Annotated in this window: 15 protein-coding genes and 1 tRNA gene; 4 read left to right on the top strand and 12 right to left on the bottom strand. The window is 39.0% G+C overall.

Annotated features, from left to right (window positions below; all coding sequences use genetic code 11):
• Nucleotides 1–83: 83 nt before the first annotated feature.
• The 5 genes from purE to VPAR_RS01805 all read right to left on the bottom strand — a co-directional run bounded on the left by purE (nucleotide 84) and on the right by VPAR_RS01805 (nucleotide 3,671).
• Nucleotides 84–575, bottom strand: coding sequence for a 5-(carboxyamino)imidazole ribonucleotide mutase (gene purE / locus VPAR_RS01825; RefSeq protein WP_012863929.1), 492 nt, complete (start codon nucleotides 573–575; stop codon nucleotides 84–86).
• A 434-nt stretch (nucleotides 576–1,009) separates the two neighbouring features.
• Nucleotides 1,010–1,450, bottom strand: a complete 441-nt coding sequence (locus tag VPAR_RS01820; RefSeq protein WP_012863928.1) for a hypothetical protein — start codon at nucleotides 1,448–1,450, stop codon at nucleotides 1,010–1,012.
• A gap of 11 nt (nucleotides 1,451–1,461) precedes the next feature.
• A complete protein-coding gene (locus VPAR_RS01815) occupies nucleotides 1,462–1,908 on the bottom strand; it encodes a hypothetical protein (protein WP_012863927.1) in 447 nt (148 codons plus the stop codon).
• 27 nt (nucleotides 1,909–1,935) lie between these two features.
• Entirely contained in the window at nucleotides 1,936–2,511 is a 576-nt protein-coding gene (locus VPAR_RS01810) for a xanthine phosphoribosyltransferase (RefSeq protein WP_004693737.1), read from the bottom strand.
• Between the two features lie 254 nt (nucleotides 2,512–2,765).
• On the bottom strand, nucleotides 2,766–3,671 hold the full coding sequence (locus tag VPAR_RS01805) for a LysR family transcriptional regulator (protein WP_012863926.1): 906 nt from the start codon (nucleotides 3,669–3,671) through the stop codon (nucleotides 2,766–2,768).
• Nucleotides 3,672–3,938: 267 nt separating this feature from the next.
• Here VPAR_RS01805 and VPAR_RS01800 point away from each other — a divergent pair, with 267 nt between their 5' ends.
• From VPAR_RS01800 to VPAR_RS01790, 3 genes are all read left to right on the top strand, one after another.
• Nucleotides 3,939–7,679 carry a phosphoribosylformylglycinamidine synthase gene (locus tag VPAR_RS01800; protein ID WP_012863925.1) on the top strand — a complete coding sequence of 1,247 codons (3,741 nt, stop codon included), beginning with the start codon at nucleotides 3,939–3,941 and terminating at the stop codon, nucleotides 7,677–7,679.
• 166 nt (nucleotides 7,680–7,845) lie between these two features.
• Nucleotides 7,846–9,081: an FprA family A-type flavoprotein gene (locus tag VPAR_RS01795; RefSeq protein WP_004693743.1), complete on the top strand. Its 1,236-nt coding sequence runs from the start codon at nucleotides 7,846–7,848 to the stop codon at nucleotides 9,079–9,081.
• Between the two features lie 216 nt (nucleotides 9,082–9,297).
• Nucleotides 9,298–9,388: transfer RNA gene (locus VPAR_RS01790), tRNA-Ser, on the top strand.
• Nucleotides 9,389–9,484: 96 nt separating this feature from the next.
• Here the strand turns inward: VPAR_RS01790 and mmuM are convergent.
• The 3 genes from mmuM to VPAR_RS01775 all read right to left on the bottom strand — a co-directional run bounded on the left by mmuM (nucleotide 9,485) and on the right by VPAR_RS01775 (nucleotide 13,662).
• Complete coding sequence (mmuM, locus tag VPAR_RS01785; RefSeq protein ID WP_012863924.1) at nucleotides 9,485–10,510, bottom strand: homocysteine S-methyltransferase; 1,026 nt, start codon at nucleotides 10,508–10,510, stop codon at nucleotides 9,485–9,487.
• Between the two features lie 77 nt (nucleotides 10,511–10,587).
• Nucleotides 10,588–11,373: a basic amino acid ABC transporter substrate-binding protein gene (locus tag VPAR_RS01780; protein ID WP_012863923.1), complete on the bottom strand. Its 786-nt coding sequence runs from the start codon at nucleotides 11,371–11,373 to the stop codon at nucleotides 10,588–10,590.
• Between the two features lie 351 nt (nucleotides 11,374–11,724).
• Complete coding sequence (locus VPAR_RS01775) at nucleotides 11,725–13,662, bottom strand: OPT family oligopeptide transporter (RefSeq protein ID WP_012863922.1); 1,938 nt, start codon at nucleotides 13,660–13,662, stop codon at nucleotides 11,725–11,727.
• A 246-nt stretch (nucleotides 13,663–13,908) separates the two neighbouring features.
• Between VPAR_RS01775 and pepT the strand changes: the two genes are divergently transcribed.
• Entirely contained in the window at nucleotides 13,909–15,132 is a 1,224-nt protein-coding gene (gene pepT / locus VPAR_RS01770) for a peptidase T (protein WP_012863921.1), read from the top strand.
• A 78-nt stretch (nucleotides 15,133–15,210) separates the two neighbouring features.
• Here pepT and VPAR_RS01765 read toward each other — a convergent pair whose 3' ends face one another.
• From VPAR_RS01765 to VPAR_RS01750, 4 genes are all read right to left on the bottom strand, one after another.
• Entirely contained in the window at nucleotides 15,211–16,497 is a 1,287-nt protein-coding gene (locus VPAR_RS01765) for an MFS transporter (protein ID WP_371079505.1), read from the bottom strand.
• A gap of 223 nt (nucleotides 16,498–16,720) precedes the next feature.
• Entirely contained in the window at nucleotides 16,721–17,314 is a 594-nt protein-coding gene (locus VPAR_RS01760; protein ID WP_008602839.1) for a DNA glycosylase, read from the bottom strand.
• Nucleotides 17,315–17,462: 148 nt separating this feature from the next.
• Nucleotides 17,463–18,401 carry a hypothetical protein gene (locus VPAR_RS01755; protein WP_012863919.1) on the bottom strand — a complete coding sequence of 313 codons (939 nt, stop codon included), beginning with the start codon at nucleotides 18,399–18,401 and terminating at the stop codon, nucleotides 17,463–17,465.
• 54 nt (nucleotides 18,402–18,455) lie between these two features.
• Nucleotides 18,456–19,187, bottom strand: a complete 732-nt coding sequence (locus VPAR_RS01750; protein ID WP_012863918.1) for a sortase — start codon at nucleotides 19,185–19,187, stop codon at nucleotides 18,456–18,458.
• Nucleotides 19,188–19,254 lie beyond the last annotated feature (67 nt).

Raw genomic sequence — 19,254 nt, 5'->3', positions numbered from 1 at the left:
AAATTAATGATACAAACTATGTAATAGATATCTAAATAAACTGTTTTTCTTAACCAATATTTAATCGCCAATGATTTATATGATTAAATATGAATAGCACCTTGTAATTCTGCATTGTCTGCTAAGACTTTTTCAGCCATATCTTTACGATATTGTTGATATTGTTCTTTCAGGTCTTTATTGAAAGCTGCTCCAATTTGTACTGCAAAGAGCGCTGCATTTTTAGCACCATCTACAGCCATAGTTGCTACAGGCATGCCAGATGGCATTTGTACAATAGCAAGTAGAGAATCAATACCTTTTAATGCGGTTGCATTAAGAGGAATGCCGATAACAGGTAGTGTAGTGAAGCTCGCCACCACACCAGGTAGGTGAGCCGCTGCGCCTGCACCAGCAATAAAAGCAATAGCTCCTTCACCTTCAAGTCGTGTAACAAAATTCTTTACAGCCTCTGGGGTACGATGAGCTGAGGCAATAACCATTTCATAGGAAATGTTAAATTCATCAAGTACGGCAGATGCTTTTTTCATTGTGTCTAGGTCAGACTTGCTGCCCATGATAATACCGACCTTCATAGATCCTCCTAATAAAAAAGCCCAGCCGAAACAGACTGGGACAAATGCGCACAAGTAGCCTCCGTAGACTTGCTTTGAATGTGTTGATTTGCATAGTTCACGGCGCTACCTCCTTCTTGTACTCAAATTGTAACACCTAACATTTACAAAATCAATACTATTTTCGAATATTTTTTTATTAAATATTTTTATCATTCGTTATATTCCGAACTATTACAAAAAGATAGATTGCATCATATAAATTAAGCTTAAATAAATCTGCAAAATAGAATACTATCTTTGCAATCTTATAACAGCATAAATTTATTCTATCAATCATAATATTTGTATGGTTTTACTTATCCATATAAAAAAGCGGATAACCCGGTTAAAAACAGGTTATCCGCTTTTCATAATTCCGAACATTAGACCACTTAACTTGTATCTATTATTGATTAGTGAGTACCACTTTCAAAGGCAGCTTTCAATTCACCTACAGATTCAGGAATATAATCTACAATAGAAGACATCAACGCATACATCAATGCCGGCTCGAACGCATCATCACCACACATATATACACAATCCAAGTATAAACTAGAATCTTGTTCATCAATATATAGTTTGTAATTTTTATACGTCGCATTATCCCGATTGATCAAGGCATTCAAAGCGTTCATATTTTGTGCCGTTACCTTTTCAGGGCCCAACACTAAACGAATCACGCTATAAATACTGTTATCGAGAATGACAAACAAAGGCATATCCCATAATGGGGATTTGATATAAGAACGATATACTACTGTACCGTCTTCATCATCAAAATCCTTGCGTTCAAAAGATATGATTTCTTCTTCTTTCAAGAACTTATCAAATAATAAGGATTTAGGATTCATAACAACCTCTATTAAGCTAAACCAGCTACTTTAAGAATATCTTTATGTACAGCATCTAAATGCGGTTGAATTACTTCGAGCAAAAGATTTACTACTACGGTAGGATCAAATTGTTCATTTAAACATGGCATAGACACATCCATATAAATATTATTGTCTTCAACGCTCACATAGTATTTTGACACTTTATAATCTTGATTTAACGTGTTAAGCTCTTTCAACACGGCAGGAATCACTTTTTCATCAATAGATGTTGTTGTGATAGCAATGCGTGCATAAGTGAACGCGGAGTCGTCTACAACGATGAACACAGGTAGGCTATGATCATGAACATCCAAACGACCATGATATACAACTGTATTAAGATCGTCTGTCATTTCTTCCTTAGTAAACCAAGTGTTGCCGCCTTTGTTAAGATCAGCAACGAGTAAGTCGAATTTTTCTGCTTTTTTATTCATAATTCCCTCAAACAATAATCAGACTAATTAGTCTTCGATAAACACACAACCATTATCTTTGAATTCTTTAATGCGAACTAAAGACTCTACACGGTAGCCCGCATTTTCGAGGCGTTCACGACCAGGTTGGAAGGATTTTTCGATAGCAATCGCCATTCCTACCACTTCATCACCTGCGTCTTGAACCAATTTAGCAAGGCCCATAGCAGCCTCGCCAGATGCCAAGAAGTCATCAATAATCAACACTTTTTCACCAGCTGGCAAGAATTTTTTAGAAATAGTGATATCATAATTCTCTTCTTTTGTATAAGAGTACACAACACTATGATATACATCATCTACCATAAGGATGGATTTTTTCTTACGCGCAAATACCAATGGCACGTCCAGTTCAAGCGCGGCCATCAACGCCAACGCAATACCAGATGCTTCGATGGTAACAATACGTTGTACACCTGCATCACGGTAACGATCCGCGATTTCTTTACCAATTGCCTTAAACAATTGTGGATCGATTTGATGGTTTAAGAAACCATCTACTTTTAGCACCCGATTATTGAGGACAATCCCTTCTTCACGAATGCGTTCTTTTAATAATTCCATGTGCTCATACCTCCGCATAACTATCTTTAAATTTTAACGTAAACAACCCCTTAGGGTCAACCTATATCTAGTAAAAGTCTTATAATATAACCCATAAATGTCATTGCAAATATGACTTAAATATTTTGTATATGAATTATATAACTCAACTGCTTTATAAGAATATAATATAGCACGGCAAAACTTACACTAATATATAAAAAGACACACTTTAAGAAAGTTTCCTAAAGTATGTCTTTAAACATGTCTTTTTCTTATAAAATTTTATCTCGAGTACTTTCACGATTAACTAGCAAGGAAGTAAATCTCGCAGCCCCTTCAGATTGAGGAACCAAGCGTGAGCGCACAAGCACAATGTCCCGTGTTGGTACCGGAATATCTGTATCGATGCGCACAATCGTCCCTTCTTGCATTTTTTGTTGCACCACATGATTAGGCAACATGGAAATACCCATATTGATTTCTACAAGGTCTAGTAATACATCGACGCTACCTAATTCAAAGCGAGGCTTACGACAAGCGCCATGAGTCACATCGTCAAAGAATGTACGACTAGCAGAGCCTTTATGCAAGAGCAAAATAGGCTCGTTAAGAAGGCGCCCTTGATCAAAGAATCCCGCCCCTTTATAGTCAGGACCGCCAACAAAGACGTCTTGAATTGTAGCTAGCGTAGTTACCTCTAACTGAGGATTATCTCTCAATCCCTCATAATCATTAACCACGGCTAATTGCGCCTCTTTATTGAGTACCAATTCTACACAATCAGGAGACGGACGATTGATAATATGTAAGCCAATTTCACTTTCTTGTAATTGCCATTTATGGAAATAAGGCAATAAGAAATGGCGACACAAAGTATCTGTGGCAGCCAAATTTAAACTTTCATAAGCTTGGCTAACACGTTCTTGTAATTGGGTAACACCATTATCAAGAATGGAGAAAGCTTTAGCTACCGTATCAAACAATTCTTTGCCTTCTGGCGTGAACCCTACAGATTTTGTAGTACGCACGAAGAGGGGCATATTAAGTTCCCCTTCTAATTGTTTAATACTTTGACTAATGGCGGATTGGGACACGCCTAATTCTTTTGCGGCACGGGAAAAAGATAAATATAAGCCTACCCCTAAAAAGGTTCTATATAAATCTGCAGATACTGCCATTTTATTCACCTCTGTTATATACTAATAGTAACGTCTTACTTTTAAATATACATATCATTACTCTATTATAACTATAGACTCTCAATATATAATGAATATGTAGAAATCTTCATGAAAGTTAGGTCTTATGACCTTCATGAACCTTTCATATTTATTAGTACTTCTAATCTTTTTATTAGTAAGATTATCTTTACTTATAAGTCTAGACCGACTATACTTAATTTGTCAATATCCCATAGGGAATTATATACATTACAGGAGGCTACAATGGCTATACAACGATTATTCGTAACAAAACGAGAATCTTTCAACCAAGAAGCACAACGCATGTTACTTACCTTACAACAGGAATTATCTATGCCTGCTACAGATGTGACTATCTATGAGCGATACGACATCGAAAATTTAGATGCAAAAGATCTAGAGTCTGCTAAAAATTTAATTTTTTCTGAACCTCCTGTAGATACAGTATTAGAAGAAGTTCCAAGTGTTCAAGGCTTTATATTCGCTGTTGAATATGTGCCAGGTCAATACGATCAACGTGCTGACAGTGCAGAGCAATGTATTTCTATGCTCACCCTTACATCTGGCCACATCGTACGTTGCGCTCGCGTATACGCTATCGAAGGTACTTTCACTAAAGAACAGGAAAATGCCATCAAAGCATACTACATTAACCCTGTTGATTCCCGCGAAGCGAGCCTTGATGTACCAAATACATTAGCTCTCGATTTAGAAGATCCAAAGCCAGTGGCAACAATCGATGGCTTTACTACAATGAGCGATACTGATTTAGAAGCGCTCATCAAAAAATACGGCCTTGCTATGACATTAGCAGACCTTCAAATGATTAGACAACAATACGCAGAGGTAGAACACCGCGATCCTACAATTACAGAAATTCGCCTCTTCGATACATATTGGTCTGACCACTGCCGTCACACTACCTTTATGACGGAATTGACGGATATCACTATTGAAGACAGTCGCTTCACAGGCTCTATAAAGGAAGCCCTCGAAGAATATATGGAAGGCCGTACCGAGCTCTACAAAACTAAGAAAAAAGCTCGCTCCCTCATGGACATGGCTACATTAGCTGTAAAAGAATTACGCCACGCTGGCGGCCTAACAAATCTCGATGAATCCGATGAAATCAATGCATGTACTATCATCGTACCTGTCGATGTAAACGGCAAAACCGAAGAATGGTTGTTATTGTTTAAAAACGAGACCCATAACCACCCTACAGAAATCGAACCATTTGGTGGCGCAGCTACCTGTTTAGGTGGCTGTATTCGCGACCCATTGAGTGGCCGCGCTTACGTATACCAAGCTATGCGCATCACAGGCTCTGGCGATCCACGTACAAGTCTTGAAGATACGTTAGAAGGAAAACTACCACAAAAGAAAATCACCCAAGAAGCGGCTCGAGGCTATTCCTCTTATGGCAACCAAATTGGCCTTGCTACAGGCGAAGTAAAAGAATATTACCATCCTGGCTACGTAGCGAAACGCATGGAAATTGGTGCTGTTATCGGTGCCGCACCTCGCAACCAAGTTCGCCGCGAAGAGCCGACTGTCGGTGATGTTGTAGTATTACTGGGCGGTAAAACTGGTCGTGATGGCTGTGGCGGCGCTACAGGTTCCTCTAAAGAACATACCGTTGATTCTCTATCCACATGCGGTGCAGAGGTTCAAAAAGGCAACGCCCTCACAGAACGAAAAATTCAACGTTTATTCCGTCGTGGCGAAGTAACGACACTTATCAAACGTTGTAATGACTTCGGTGCAGGCGGTGTATCTGTCGCCATCGGTGAATTAACTGACGGTTTATCAATCAATCTTGACTTAGTTCCTAAAAAATACGCTGGCCTCGACGGTACAGAGTTAGCCATTTCTGAATCACAAGAGCGCATGGCCTGTGTCATCGCCGCTTCTGATGTAGAAGCGTTCAAATCATACTGCGACGAAGAAAACTTGGAATGCACAGTTGTAGCTGAGGTAACTGATACAAATCGCCTTGTTATGAACTGGAATGGCGAAACAATTGTAGATATTAGCCGAGACTTTTTAAATACAAATGGTGCTAGCCAACAACAAGAAGCTATCGTAAAAGCTCCAGCAGATCGCTCCTACTTCTTACGCGGTTCTGCTAGTGCAGATAACTTCAAAGAAAAATGGCTCGCAGCTGTATCCGATTTAAATGCAGCCTCCCAACAAGGCTTAGCAGAACGCTTTGACAGCACTGTGGGTGCTAATACGGTGCTCATGCCATTCGGTGGTAAGTTCCAAAAAACGCCTACCCAAGGCATGGTGGCTAAATTACCTGTTCTAAACGGTGAAACTACAACGGCTAGCATCATGACTCATGGCTTTGTACCCGAGTTATCTGCATGGAGTCCTTATCATGGTGCACAATATGCAGTGCTTTTATCTGTAGCAAAATTAGTAGCTCTTGGCGGTCGCCGTGAAGATGCATACTTAACATTACAAGAATATTTCGAACGCCTCAACTCTAAAGAATCTTGGGGTAAACCAGTAGCTGCACTTCTCGGTGCTTATAAGGCACAAAAAGAACTTGAAATCGGAGCTATCGGCGGCAAAGACTCTATGAGCGGTACATTTATGGACCTTACGGTTCCGCCTACCCTCGTATCCTTTGCGGTTGGTACAGCTCATGTAGATAATATTGTGAGCCAAGACCTTAAAGGCGTAGATCACCGTCTCGTATTCTTCGATGTACCTCGTAAATACGATGACACCCCTGATTGGGATCGATTCAAAGAAAACTGCGATACACTACAAGAACAAATTGAAAAAGGTCGCGTTTACTCTGCCTATGTAGTTGATCAAGGCGGCATTCCTGAAGCAGTCACTAAAATGGCCCTTGGCAACAATATTGGTGTTAAATTCGATAAATACGCTGAACGTGGTATCTTCCAACCAGCTCTCGGTTCCTTCATCGTTGAAGTAGATATTACGGCTGTTAATTATCTTTTAGAGTTACCTGATGTGAAAGTTATCGGTGTAACCCAAGCCACACCTGTTATCGAATGGGAGGGACAATCTGTTTCTCTCAAAGAAATACAAGATGCTTATGAAGCACCTCTAAACGATATCTTCCCTATGCATGCACCAAACGGCTTTGGTGAAGCAGTCGCTTATATTCATGATCAACACGCTAAACCTCGCAGCACCTCCCTAGGTGCCAAACCAAAAGTTCTTATTCCAGTATTCCCTGGCACAAACTGCGAATTTGATTCTGCTCGCGCCTTTGAACGGGCTGGTGCAGAAACAGATATCGTGCTTATCCGCAACCAAACTCCAGAACAATTAAAAGAATCTATCGACGTAATCAAAGCTAAATTAGCAGAGTCTCAAATTCTTATGTTCCCAGGAGGTTTCAGTGCTGGTGATGAGCCAGATGGTTCTGGTAAATTCATAGCCACCCTCTTCCGCAACCCATACCTTGCAGAAGGTTTAGAAAACCTATTGTACAAACAAGATGGCCTTGTATTAGGTATTTGTAACGGCTTCCAAGCGCTCATCAAGTTAGGCTTATTACCTGGTGGACATATTGAAACGTTAACTGCAGATCATCCTACATTGACATACAATACCATTGGTCGTCACTTATCTCGCATGGTTAATACGAAAGTTATTTCCACTAAATCTCCTTGGATGAGCGATGCCAAGGCAGGTGAAATTTACACGGTACCAATTTCCCACGGCGAAGGTCGCTTTATAGCTTCTCCTCAACAAGTGTTAGAGTTCAATAAAACTGGCCAAATCGCTACACAATATGTAGACTTTGATGGTATTGCCTCCATGGATAGTCGCTTCAATCCAAATCAATCTGTAGCTGCTATCGAAGGTATTTACAGCCCTGATGGTCGCGTATTCGGCAAAATGGCACACTCCGAACGCTGTGGTGCAGGCATTAGCAAAAATATTCCTGGACAACTAGAAATGCCAATTTTTACATCTGGTGTAAAATACTTCAAATAATTGATTACTATGAACTTTCTTGTGAAAGCCTACTTCTTCAAGTAGGCTTTTTCAATATTGATTTTTTTCGAAAATATTAGTATTATAAATTGATACTATATTTACAAACATGAGTTCTCATGTAAAGCTATAACATACCTAGTGTGGGTTAAGAAAGGATTTTATTATGCATTGTGCTCAGAAAATGACTCATAATATCTACTGGATTGGTAGTAATGACTGGACAACAGAACGTTTCGAAAACTTATTTCCTATTCCAAATGGTGTTAGCTATAACAGCTATTTCATCGACGATGAAAAGACTTGTGTGGTAGACTCTGTAGATGCTGAAATTCGTGAAGAGTACTTCGACAACTTGACTCACCTCTTAAATGGTCGTGAACTCGATTACATCGTCGTAAACCATATGGAGCCTGATCATTGCCAAACATTATTGGAAACATTGGAACGGTATCCAAATTGTAAAATGGTAGGTAATGCTACAACATTCCGCATGTTTGAGCAATTCTATAACACTCCAAAACCAGAACAATACCATCAAATTAAAGAAGGCGATGAAATCTGTTTAGGTAAACATACTTTGGTTTCTTACACTATGCCTATGGTTCACTGGCCTGAAGTAACTTGTACATACGAAAAATCTACAGGCACATTGTTCTCTGCAGATGCTTTTGGTACATTCGGTACAGTTAATGGTAATATCTTTGCTGACCAAACCGATTTCGTAGCTACATACGAAGAAGAAGCTCGCCGTTACTATACAAATATCGTTGGTAAATACGGACCACAAGTACAAAATGCGCTTCGCAAAATTTCTAGCCTTGATATCAAACGCATTGCTCCACTTCATGGTCCAATCTGGCGCACCCCTGAATCTATCCAATATATCACGCACAAATACTTACATTGGTCCAGCTATACAGCCGAACAAAAAGGTGTTGTTATCGCTTTTGGTTCCATGTACGGCAATACTCGTGCTATTGCTCAACAATTGGCTAAACAACTCTCCAAACGTGGCGTTACAGATATCAAAATTTACGATGTTTCCAAAACTAATGCTTCCTACATCATCTCCGATGCTTGGAAATATACTAACTTGGTAACTATCGCACCTACATATAACTTGAATCTATACCTTACTATGGAAAACTTTATCCATGAATTAAAAGCCCTTAACTTCCAAAACCATAAAGTATCCATCATCGGTAACCACTCTTGGGCTTCCGCTGCGATGAAAACAATGGTTTCCCATTTCGAAAATGATTTCAAAGACATTGAAATCGTTTCCGAACCACTAGATATCAAATCCTCTTTGAAAGAAGAAGATCTTCCATTAATTGAAAAAATGGCAGACGATATCAAAGCGTCCATTGAAGCTGCTGAAATTAAAGACGTATTCTAATACAAGAGCCGCCTATTTAGGCGGCTTTTCTTTTTATATACCACATTTTATACGCCTAAAACCAAGCTATGATTTTTGGTTTATATCCATTTATTGAGATCAAATACTATATTTTAAAAGCCTTGTAAATATGCAATAATTCTACTATTTTTTTGCTTGACATAAATCTAACTTTTTCATATACTATACAAGTACCTGTTACACAACAGAATACATGGAGAGGTGTCCGAGCGGCTGAAGGAGCATGATTGGAAATCATGTGTGCGGTTATCCCGTACCCAGGGTTCAAATCCCTGTCTCTCCGCCATAGTAAAAGCAGTGCTTTCGCACTGCTTTTTTATTTGCATATAAAGAAAAAGCTATTCGAATTATACTCGAATAGCTTTTTGTATATCACACTATATTAGTTGTGAATTTTCTTTGCAATATCACCGATAATTTCAGGTGTTGTTCTACAACAGCCACCAATGATTTCAGCTCCAGCTTTTCGCCATACCTCAACGTAGTCTACAAATGATGCAGCATCGCCATACCAAGTTTTAGTTTTACTATCATAGCTTTCACCAAGATTAGGATATACAGCAATCGGTTTATCTGTAACAGTACGAATATCTTTTATCAATGATTCTACATATTCCGGTTTGGTACAATTAATGCCAATCCCTGTAATAGGATGTACCTTATCAATCATTTGTGCACATTTAATAATGGTTTCGCCACTAGAAACATGGTGCCCATCTTTACAGGAAAAAGCAATCCATGCAGGAATACCTTTGGATGTAAACGGATCAGACATAGCTCTCGCAATAGCGATCGCTTCAGCATAAGACGGTATGGTTTCAAAGGATAATATATCTGGATTTTCTTCACAGAATAACGCTAATCGAGGAATATGGAATACCTCTAGATATTCTGTTTGTACATCAGGATACCCACGGTATTCAGAACCATCCGCCAAAAAAGCGCCATAAGGACCTACAGAGGCTGCCACCAACGGTTTAGGTAAAGCACCTTCAGAAAAATATTTAACCCCCTCAGGAGTCTCTTCACCAAGTTTAATACCACGCAATGTAAGCGCTCCACTCGCCTTTGCTTCTAAAAACTCATTACGAGCTTGCACGGCTAAACGAACAGATAGTTTAACGAGCTCTATCGCTTCTTCCGTGCCATAACCTAAACCTTTAAAGCCTGCTACTGTCGCTTGATAGCCAGAGCTTTGAATGATATCGGCACCCGCAGCTAAATAAGAAATATGTATTTTCTTAATGATATCTGGCTGATCCATGAGAACTTTAGCAGACCACAACTTATGTTGAATATCACAGCCATAACGCTCTAATTCGGTCCCTAAAGCTCCATCTAAGACGAGGGCGTCCTTTTCCTTAATAATATCTAAAAATGCACTTCGTTTAGCCATCATATCACCCATTCTATACATACCCTCATATAACACGAGGCTTACCTAGCATATTATATCAAATAATACATTCTGGTACTATCTACAAACTATTTTAATACCTCTGCTGGAGGCTCCTTACCAAACCATTTCTTATAAATTTCTGCGTATTTACCATTTGCTTTGATCTTAGCCAAACCATCATTAATTTTGTTAAGCAACTCTGTATTGCCTTTTTTCACAGCAATACCTAGTGGTGCCGCATCATAGTCCTCTCCAGTAACCTTTGCGATACCTTTGCCCTTACCATTAACATAATATTCGTTTACTGGTGTATCGTTGATAACTACATCAACGCCTTTATTTTGTAGTTCTAAGAAAGCATCAACGATAATATTAAACTGGCGTACATCGGCATTGGGAATCTTGCTGGCAATCTCTGCGCCAGTAGAGCCGATGGATACACCAATGCGCTTACCTTCTAAATCCTTAAAACTATTAATATTGGTGTTATCAATGTTCACAACGAGACCATTACCTGCAATATAGTACGGTTTACTAAAATCAACGGATTTTGCTCGTTCTTCAGAAATAGTCATATCCGAAATAGCGATGTCGATGGTATTACTTTGTAATGCTGGTAAAAGCGCATCAAAGTTTAGATTTTGAATATCTGCTTCTATGCCCTCTTCGTTTGCAATCGCATTGATAATATCAATATCAAATCCAGCTAATTTACCACTATCTTTGTCTTTAAAACCAAATGGTGCATAGGTCGCATCAGTACCTACGCGCCATGCCTTCTGACTATTCCCCTCCTTACCACAGCCTGCGATTAATAAACTACTAGCAATGGTGAAAGCCCCTAATAGAGCTGCTATTTTCTTAAATTTCATATTATTACCCTTACTTCTCTCCGTTCTATCTAGAAACAGAGTTCTTCTTAATCAACTAATATATTTATACTTACACTTATGAGCATAATAAAAATAATACCTCTAAAGGTATTATAGTTTTATGATAACATTCGATATAGTAAGGGTCAACAAATCCAACTATACCAATAGGTATTGAATTGATATAGTTTTTAGCTATATCGAAAATAACATTCCTAAGTATATAAAAAGACCGCCTTTACCAAGCATAGATGAAACTTGATAAAGGCGGTCATCCCCAAAATGGAGGATTCCTGGTTATTTATAGAATAAATAAGCTATTCAATTCATTTAGGATATATAGTATGTAATTTATTTAGCATGTTTAGCTTTTATATACATAGCTACCTTGTACAAGAACGTACAGAGTAATAAATACATTACGATACTGAGGTATGTCGCTTCAGGTGTTTCTACCCAGGCTTGAGCAAATACATCAACACCTACAATGCGAAGTACCGCACTGAACAAGGATCCAATAGCACCACCGGCTACGAGACCAGAGGCAATTGTACTACCTTTGGAGAAGCGAAGATCTGCCAATTCTTTGTCTTTTGTACTATTTTGTACAAGATACGCAATCAAACCTCCGATAAGTAATGGTGTATTAATTTCCATTGGCAAGTATGTGCCCAAGGCAAATGCCAACGGCGGAACTCTTACCATCCACAAGATAATTGCAAATAATGCACCAGCCATGTAAAGAGGCCATTGAGCACTACCACCAGTCATCATTGGCTCAATGATTGCGGCCATAGCATTCGCTTGAGGTGCATTTAATGCATGATCTCCTACAAATCCATAAGCATCGTTTAAAAGAATCATAACACCTACAGAAAGTACGGCACAAAGAATAGTACCAACGATTTGCCATTGTTCCATTTTCTTAGGTGTAGCACCTGTCATATGTGCCACCTTAAGTTCAGACATAAAGTTACCAGCCATCCCAATAGTAGTACCAATAAAGGATGCCATCATGAGGACTGCAATCATACCGACCTTACCAGTCATACCTGCTGCGGTTAAGCATACAGCGGAGATAATAATCATAAAGATTGTCATACCTGAAACTGGTTCTGTACCTGTATAAGCGATGGAGCTAATCCCCACTACAGATAATAGGAATGACATAATAAGAACAATTAAGAATACTACAATTGTTTGTCCGAAGCTTTCAGCATACATAAAATGGAAATATGCTGCAAATAAAACTGTACATAACAAGATGCCAGCACCAATCCAAGATGTAGGTACATCACGTTGTGTACGAAGCAAATTAACATCTACAGTTTTAGAACTAAAGATATCAAGCACTGCATTTTTAACAACATTTGCTACCACTTTAGACATTGTAATTAAACCAATAATGCCTGCCATAGCGAGCATGCCGATACCAATATGACGAACATAATCGAGGAATACCTTGCGAATTGGGGCCTCGCCCAATGGAACTGCATGACCGCCAATTTGCATAATATGTTCAGGTGCTAAATAGTACACAATCGGAATACATACAAACCAAGAGAAGAAAGAACCGGCTGCAATGATAGCCGCATAGCGAAGGCCCGTGAAATAACCAAGGCCAAGCAATGCTGCATCAGTATCTACCGCTGCAGTTAGCTTAGTTTGATCTGCAAGGGCTGCCCCCCACTTAAAGGTAGCAGTGCGAATAACCTCTTGCCACCACCCCAAACTATTAAGAATAAAGTCATACACGAGAGCAATTAAACCAGAGCCAAGCATAAGTTTTGCTTTGCTCCCCTCATTACTCATCAATACTTCCGCTGCAGCACGACCACTTGGAAACGGATACACATAGTGCATTTCCTCAACGAAATAGCGACGGAACATAACGCATAATAAAACACCTAAAACGCCGCCAAGAATGATAGGAATCGCCATTTGTACAAATGATACATCTGTTACATTCCAGATGTAAAGAGCTGGCAAGAAGAACATAGCCCCTGCTAATGTGTTCGTACTAGAACTAGCGATAGCTTGAATGTGTACCGTTTCGGCAAAAGCATTTTGCCGCTTTAAAATAACTGCTGTACCCATAGCAAGTACAGATACTGGCGCAAAAGCATCTACTGTTTGACCGATTTTCAAACATAAATAGCCAACAGCCAGTGTGAAAACTGCCGCATAGAACAAGCCCCAGAAGACTACATATGAGTTAATCTCTACGTAATCTTTCTTAGGATCTAACACCGGTTCTATGGGTGGAATGGAACGAACCTCGTCCGACATAGTAAAACCTCCTCACAGAAAAAGTACAAACGTATAACTATTCACCTTTATACTAACACGGTACTACACATGGTTCAATGGTTTTCTATGCACTATGCGAATAAAACAATACACCCCCTATAAATAATTATTTTGCATTTTTGGCGTCCCTGTTCTACAATGAAAGTATATTAAGAATCTCTATTATGTAACGGTATCGTATACTGCCCTGTATAACACGTATGTTTACTTACGAGGAGGCTCATTATGGAATCAATGGTCGAACGTTTTGTACGCTATACGAGCATAAATACACGGTCTAATGAGGAAAGTACAACCATTCCTAGTACTCAAACTCAAGTAGACTTTGCTACGAATGTGCTCGTCCCCGATTTAAAAGCAATAGGATTAGATGAGGTTATTTATAATCGTGAAAATGGTTTTGTCATCGGCACATTACATGCTAATACTGATGAGAAAACCCCTTCCATCGGCTTCATTGCCCATATGGATACAGCTGATTATAACGCAGAAAATATTAAGCCTCGTATCGTAGAAAACTATGATGGTAGTGATATTTGCCTTAACGAAGAACATCAAATCTTCACCCGTCGTACAGATTTTCCTAACCTAAAAAATTACATTGGCAAGTCCTTAGTTGTAACCGATGGTCTAACACTTCTTGGTGGTGATGACAAGGCTGGCATCTGTGAAATCATGGAAGCCCTCGCCTATCTCGTATCTCACCCAGAAATTAAACATGGTAAAATCATGTGTGCTTTCGGTCCAGATGAAGAAATCGGTACTGGTGCTGACCACTTCGATGTTAAACAATTTCCTGTAGACTATGCTTACACTATCGATGGTGAAAGCCTAGGCCAACTCGAATATGAAACCTTTAACGCTGCTGGCGGTACAGTAACCCTCAAAGGCGTATCTGTTCACACAGGTACTGCCAAAGGCATTATGATCAACTGTGCTAAACTAGCTATGCAATTTGATGCTTTATTACCAGGAGCAGCTGTTCCTGAGCACACATGTGGTCGCCAAGGTTTCTTTATGCTCATGAGCATGGAAACACAAGTAGATACCGGCAAAATGAACTATATTATCCGCGATCATAATAAGGAATTGTTCGAAGCAAAAAAAGCATTCTTCTTACAAGCAGGTCAAACATTGAATGAAATATATGGGCGTGAAGTATGTGAGGTCTCTGTAAAAGACCAATACTATAACATGTACGATATCATCAAAGACAATATGGAATGCGTAAACGTAGCCAAAGCAGCAATGAAAAAAGCTGGAATTACACCTATTTGTGATCCTATTCGCGGTGGCACAGATGGATCCAAAATCTCCTTCATGGGCATTCCTACACCAAATATTTTTACAGGCGTAGAAAATCTACATGGTCGTCATGAATTCGCATGTATCGATGATATGAAAAAAGCTGTTGAAGTTATCGTTAATATTGTAAATATTGAAAAATAATAATATTAGCAAAGCAGTACTAGATAACCAAAAAGGACTATACGAGCCTAGGCTCGTATAGTCCTTTTATTTTACATTTTACGCAAGCTTACCATTATGTTTGCGATTCCTAATTTCTTCTTCTTCAGCGCGAGCTTTCAACGAGAGGTCTCTCTCAGTCCCCACATAACGGCCATATAATAAATAATAGGCAACCAGCGCAAGGAGCGCAACAACAACAGTTACATGGAACATACTAGCATAACCTACAACCTCTTTAACGGCACCTAAAATATAGGGGCCAAAGCCAAGCCCCATATCCAAGGCAATGAAGTATGTAGATGTGGCAACACCAATACGATGAACAGGTACTATCTTAACAGTAACAGCTTGTCCGTTGGACATAAATGTACCATATCCAAGGCCAACAAACACAGCCGATAAAAGCACAAGCCATGTGGAGTGAGCGATGGATAATAAGAAAATACCAAGTGCTAAGGATACAAAACAAGGATAGAGAACGAAGTTTTCCCCTTTCATATCGAAAACAATGCCAAGCAATGGTCTTGTTATAGTAATAACTACAGCATATACAACAAAGAAGAAGGTGCCCGCCATAATAAGATCTAGGTCTTTTGTGTAAGCCGCCATAAAGCCAATAACACCAGAGTAGGCAAAGCCGACTAGAATAGAAACAAGGCTGATTGAATTCATCCGAGGTTCAATGTAGTCCGAGATTCTAATGCCCTTATGTGCTTCAGATTCGATACCAAGTTTAGGTTCATTAAATTTCATGATGACTGAGCCAATACCACAGAAGATGATAAGTGCAACACAGAATGCGATGATAAAATCATAACCAAGACTATGAAGCATCAAGATACCTAAGAATGGCCCTACTGCAGCGGCGAGAGAGGTAGATAAGCCATAATAGTTAATCCCTTCCCCACGGCGTGACGTAGGAATAATAGCAGCTATGATAGTACTTGTAGCAGTAGATGTAATACCATAAGCAAAACCATTTAAGAAACGAACACTATCAAGCATTAGTAAATTAGGTGTGTAGAAATACATAGCTGTTGAAATCAAGTAAATCAATAACCCTAAATAAAGCATCTTGCGACACCCTAGAATACTGATAAACCGTCCTGCCAACAAACGGGCTACAACGGTGCCAATAATATATATACCAACAGCAAGTCCCGCTTGACTAGCCGTAGCATGAAGATTATCTTTTGCTACAACCGCAATAATAACAATTAATAAATAATAAATTAAAAATACTAAGAAATTAATCAAAGTATCAAGGACAAAGGATTTTGTCCACAAGGCCTCCTTAGCCTTATCCATATTATCAACTCCATTTTTTAAATTATTGTCAACCAGTTTGCGACAACGGTTAATTATAAACCTCTCATTATAAAAAACAAGAATTAAAATATTATATATCTCATCAATTTTATTTATAACAAACTACATATTCACAATAAATACGCATTAATTTCCATTTTAATATCTCATATATTTTTACGATATAAAAACACCTTCAATAGCGACAGATGAGACCAAAAGACTCAAAGCCAACTATTAAAGGTGCTACTTTAAATATTTATTTTGTTTTTAGACCACAAGCTTTGAAGAAATTCTTGTACGCTTCAGCCTTTTTCGGTAGGCTCAACGGATAGGCGCGTGATGTAGATGGCAAACGTGTCAATGTCAATTCCCGACCATTAAATACAAAAGGAATTGTTTCACCAGTTTTAGGTAATTTAACCTTTTCTGGTAAAAGGCTCAATAAAATCTCCGTAGCCTTGCCGCCTGTTGTACCAATATGCTTACAGTCAGGGATTTGCTCCAGTACGTCCGCAAGTGGAACTGGTTCAACGACCTTAAGAAATGCATCAGATGCATTCCCTTTTTCTCGAATAGCTTTCAAAACAGTAGGACAAGATGCAATTCCAGCTTCAGACAAAAAGGCTTTAATCTTCTCAGGATCCATCGCTTTTTCCTCACCATTTCTAAAATGATCCTTTTCATCAAAGAATACGAGGCCAAAAACACGCCACATATCATTTTGGAAATTTGGATAATGGAATTCCATAGCACGTTTTGATTGTTCTGGAGGAAATGTGCCCATCATCATGACTGTTGCCTTCTTTGGTAAGAATGGAGGGAATGGTCTTGTTTCAATTGTTTCTGCCATATAGCATCAACTCCTTTCACATTCTAATATGAACTTAATTTTTAATACAATATATGAGATATATCACACATTATAATCCAATTAGCTCCTATGTGAAAGCAACTAAAGAACTTATTAAAATATATCAATAAACTTACATTATCTATCATTATTGACCAATTGGTTGAGAAACCAAGGTATTAATATGATCAAAACCAACTGGTATTGGAGATACGAGATACAAGCAAATTACAGCAGCCACGGCAAAACCGATTGCTAAATAAGAGAAACTGCCATTCCGAGGAAATTCATACATACCAAAGAGGCGTATCCCTATAGCAGCACCAATAGCTGTAATCAAAGACGGTATAGAAAAAATGTTATAAAAGCCGAATACTACCATAAGGCCTGCATAGCCACCTACTACAGTAACCATAGGCAACATGCGATCCATTGGATTTGGAATAGATCGCGTAAGTGCAGCTGGATAATATGAAGCTTCTACACCAAACATGCCTAAGAATATATTAAAACCAGCCCAAATGCTATCCCATACGTTTCTAAAAGCATCTCTATGCTTGCCGGCATACCATGCAAAGTCCGTAACGATTAAAATGGCTAAGCCTACACAGACAAAGTAGAATTCACTAGGAATTTTAGGACCTGCATAAGCACCTACAGCTGTTGCAACAGCACTCAAAATCGATGCTACTATTACGCGCTGTAAACGAGGTCGTTTATTTTCAGGAATGCGTTTATACACAGTAGCCAATAACTCTAAAACAAAGCAAGCCATAAAAACAGCAATGCCTGCAGCAGGAACAAAGAACGCGCTTACCAAACTCAAAATGAAGGGAATGCACAAGCGCCATTTAGGGAATAAGACAAGATCTTTATAATCTAAACGAATATCTTGTGTTTCCATAGTGAAGTTGTTGTACACCACAAAGAGCAACATAAAGGCGATTACGTCAACGGCAGTTGCACCCCAAATCAATAAAGTTGGTACTACAACCATAGATAAGGCTACCCCAGAAAGGCGAGATAAACCAGCAGCCACTAAGCCCAGTAATAAAAACGGTGTTAAAGCAGATATAATTTCGAGCATAATATTCCTCCCATCATTGTATAAATTTAAGTATATAGTATCTACCACACTACATCAAGGAGAGATATATTTTTTCATAGCTAGACGCTTTCGCACAGCAGAGGTAGAGCAACCCATCACCTGTGCAATCTTTGCAACTCCATAACCTTGAGCACGGAGTTTTTTAATCTTATTTTCGTCTAGATCAAGAGTATTTGCCCTTATTTCTATACCTTGCTCTCGCAAATAAATTGCCACTGTAGAACCACGTATCCCATAAGCTAGGCCAATGTCATCTGTACTCATGTGATGATGAATATATAAATAAGCCATCTCCTCTACGCGCATAGGCTTTCGAACTTTAGGAATTAAGCAATTCCCCATATGCCGCAATACATGGTGAACTTTCCATCGAGATATACCATACATACGAGCAATGGCATCTGTACTATTTCCACTTTTATAAGCCCTACATATACGTACTACATCTATAGAGACGTTTTTATTTGATTGCTGACAAGCCAATCCATATTCTTTCAAGCGATTCGCTATCGTCGTAATAGACACATCATAACGCTTCGCTAATGAATGGAGCGACCACTTACCGGTCTCATACAAAGCTTGTACATGGACCATATTGATTTCTTTCTTCAGAGGCCTCCGTTCGATATCGTACGCTTTCATACGGCGCATGATGGTATCAACACTACATTGAAAATAATCCGCCACATCGCGAACGCTCCATTGTTTCTCTATATATAATTGCTGCAACAGCTGTTTTGGTATAACACGCACATTTCGATACATAATTTTGCCCTTCCTTATAAACGAACTCCTTCCCCTATTATTGTGAAAGTTTCACTAAGAAAAAACA

Source organism: Veillonella parvula DSM 2008, from assembly GCF_000024945.1.
Classification (GTDB): domain Bacteria; phylum Bacillota; class Negativicutes; order Veillonellales; family Veillonellaceae; genus Veillonella; species Veillonella parvula.
The sequence above is the reverse complement of the archived record's forward strand: the minus strand, read 5'-3'. Positions and strand labels throughout refer to the sequence as shown.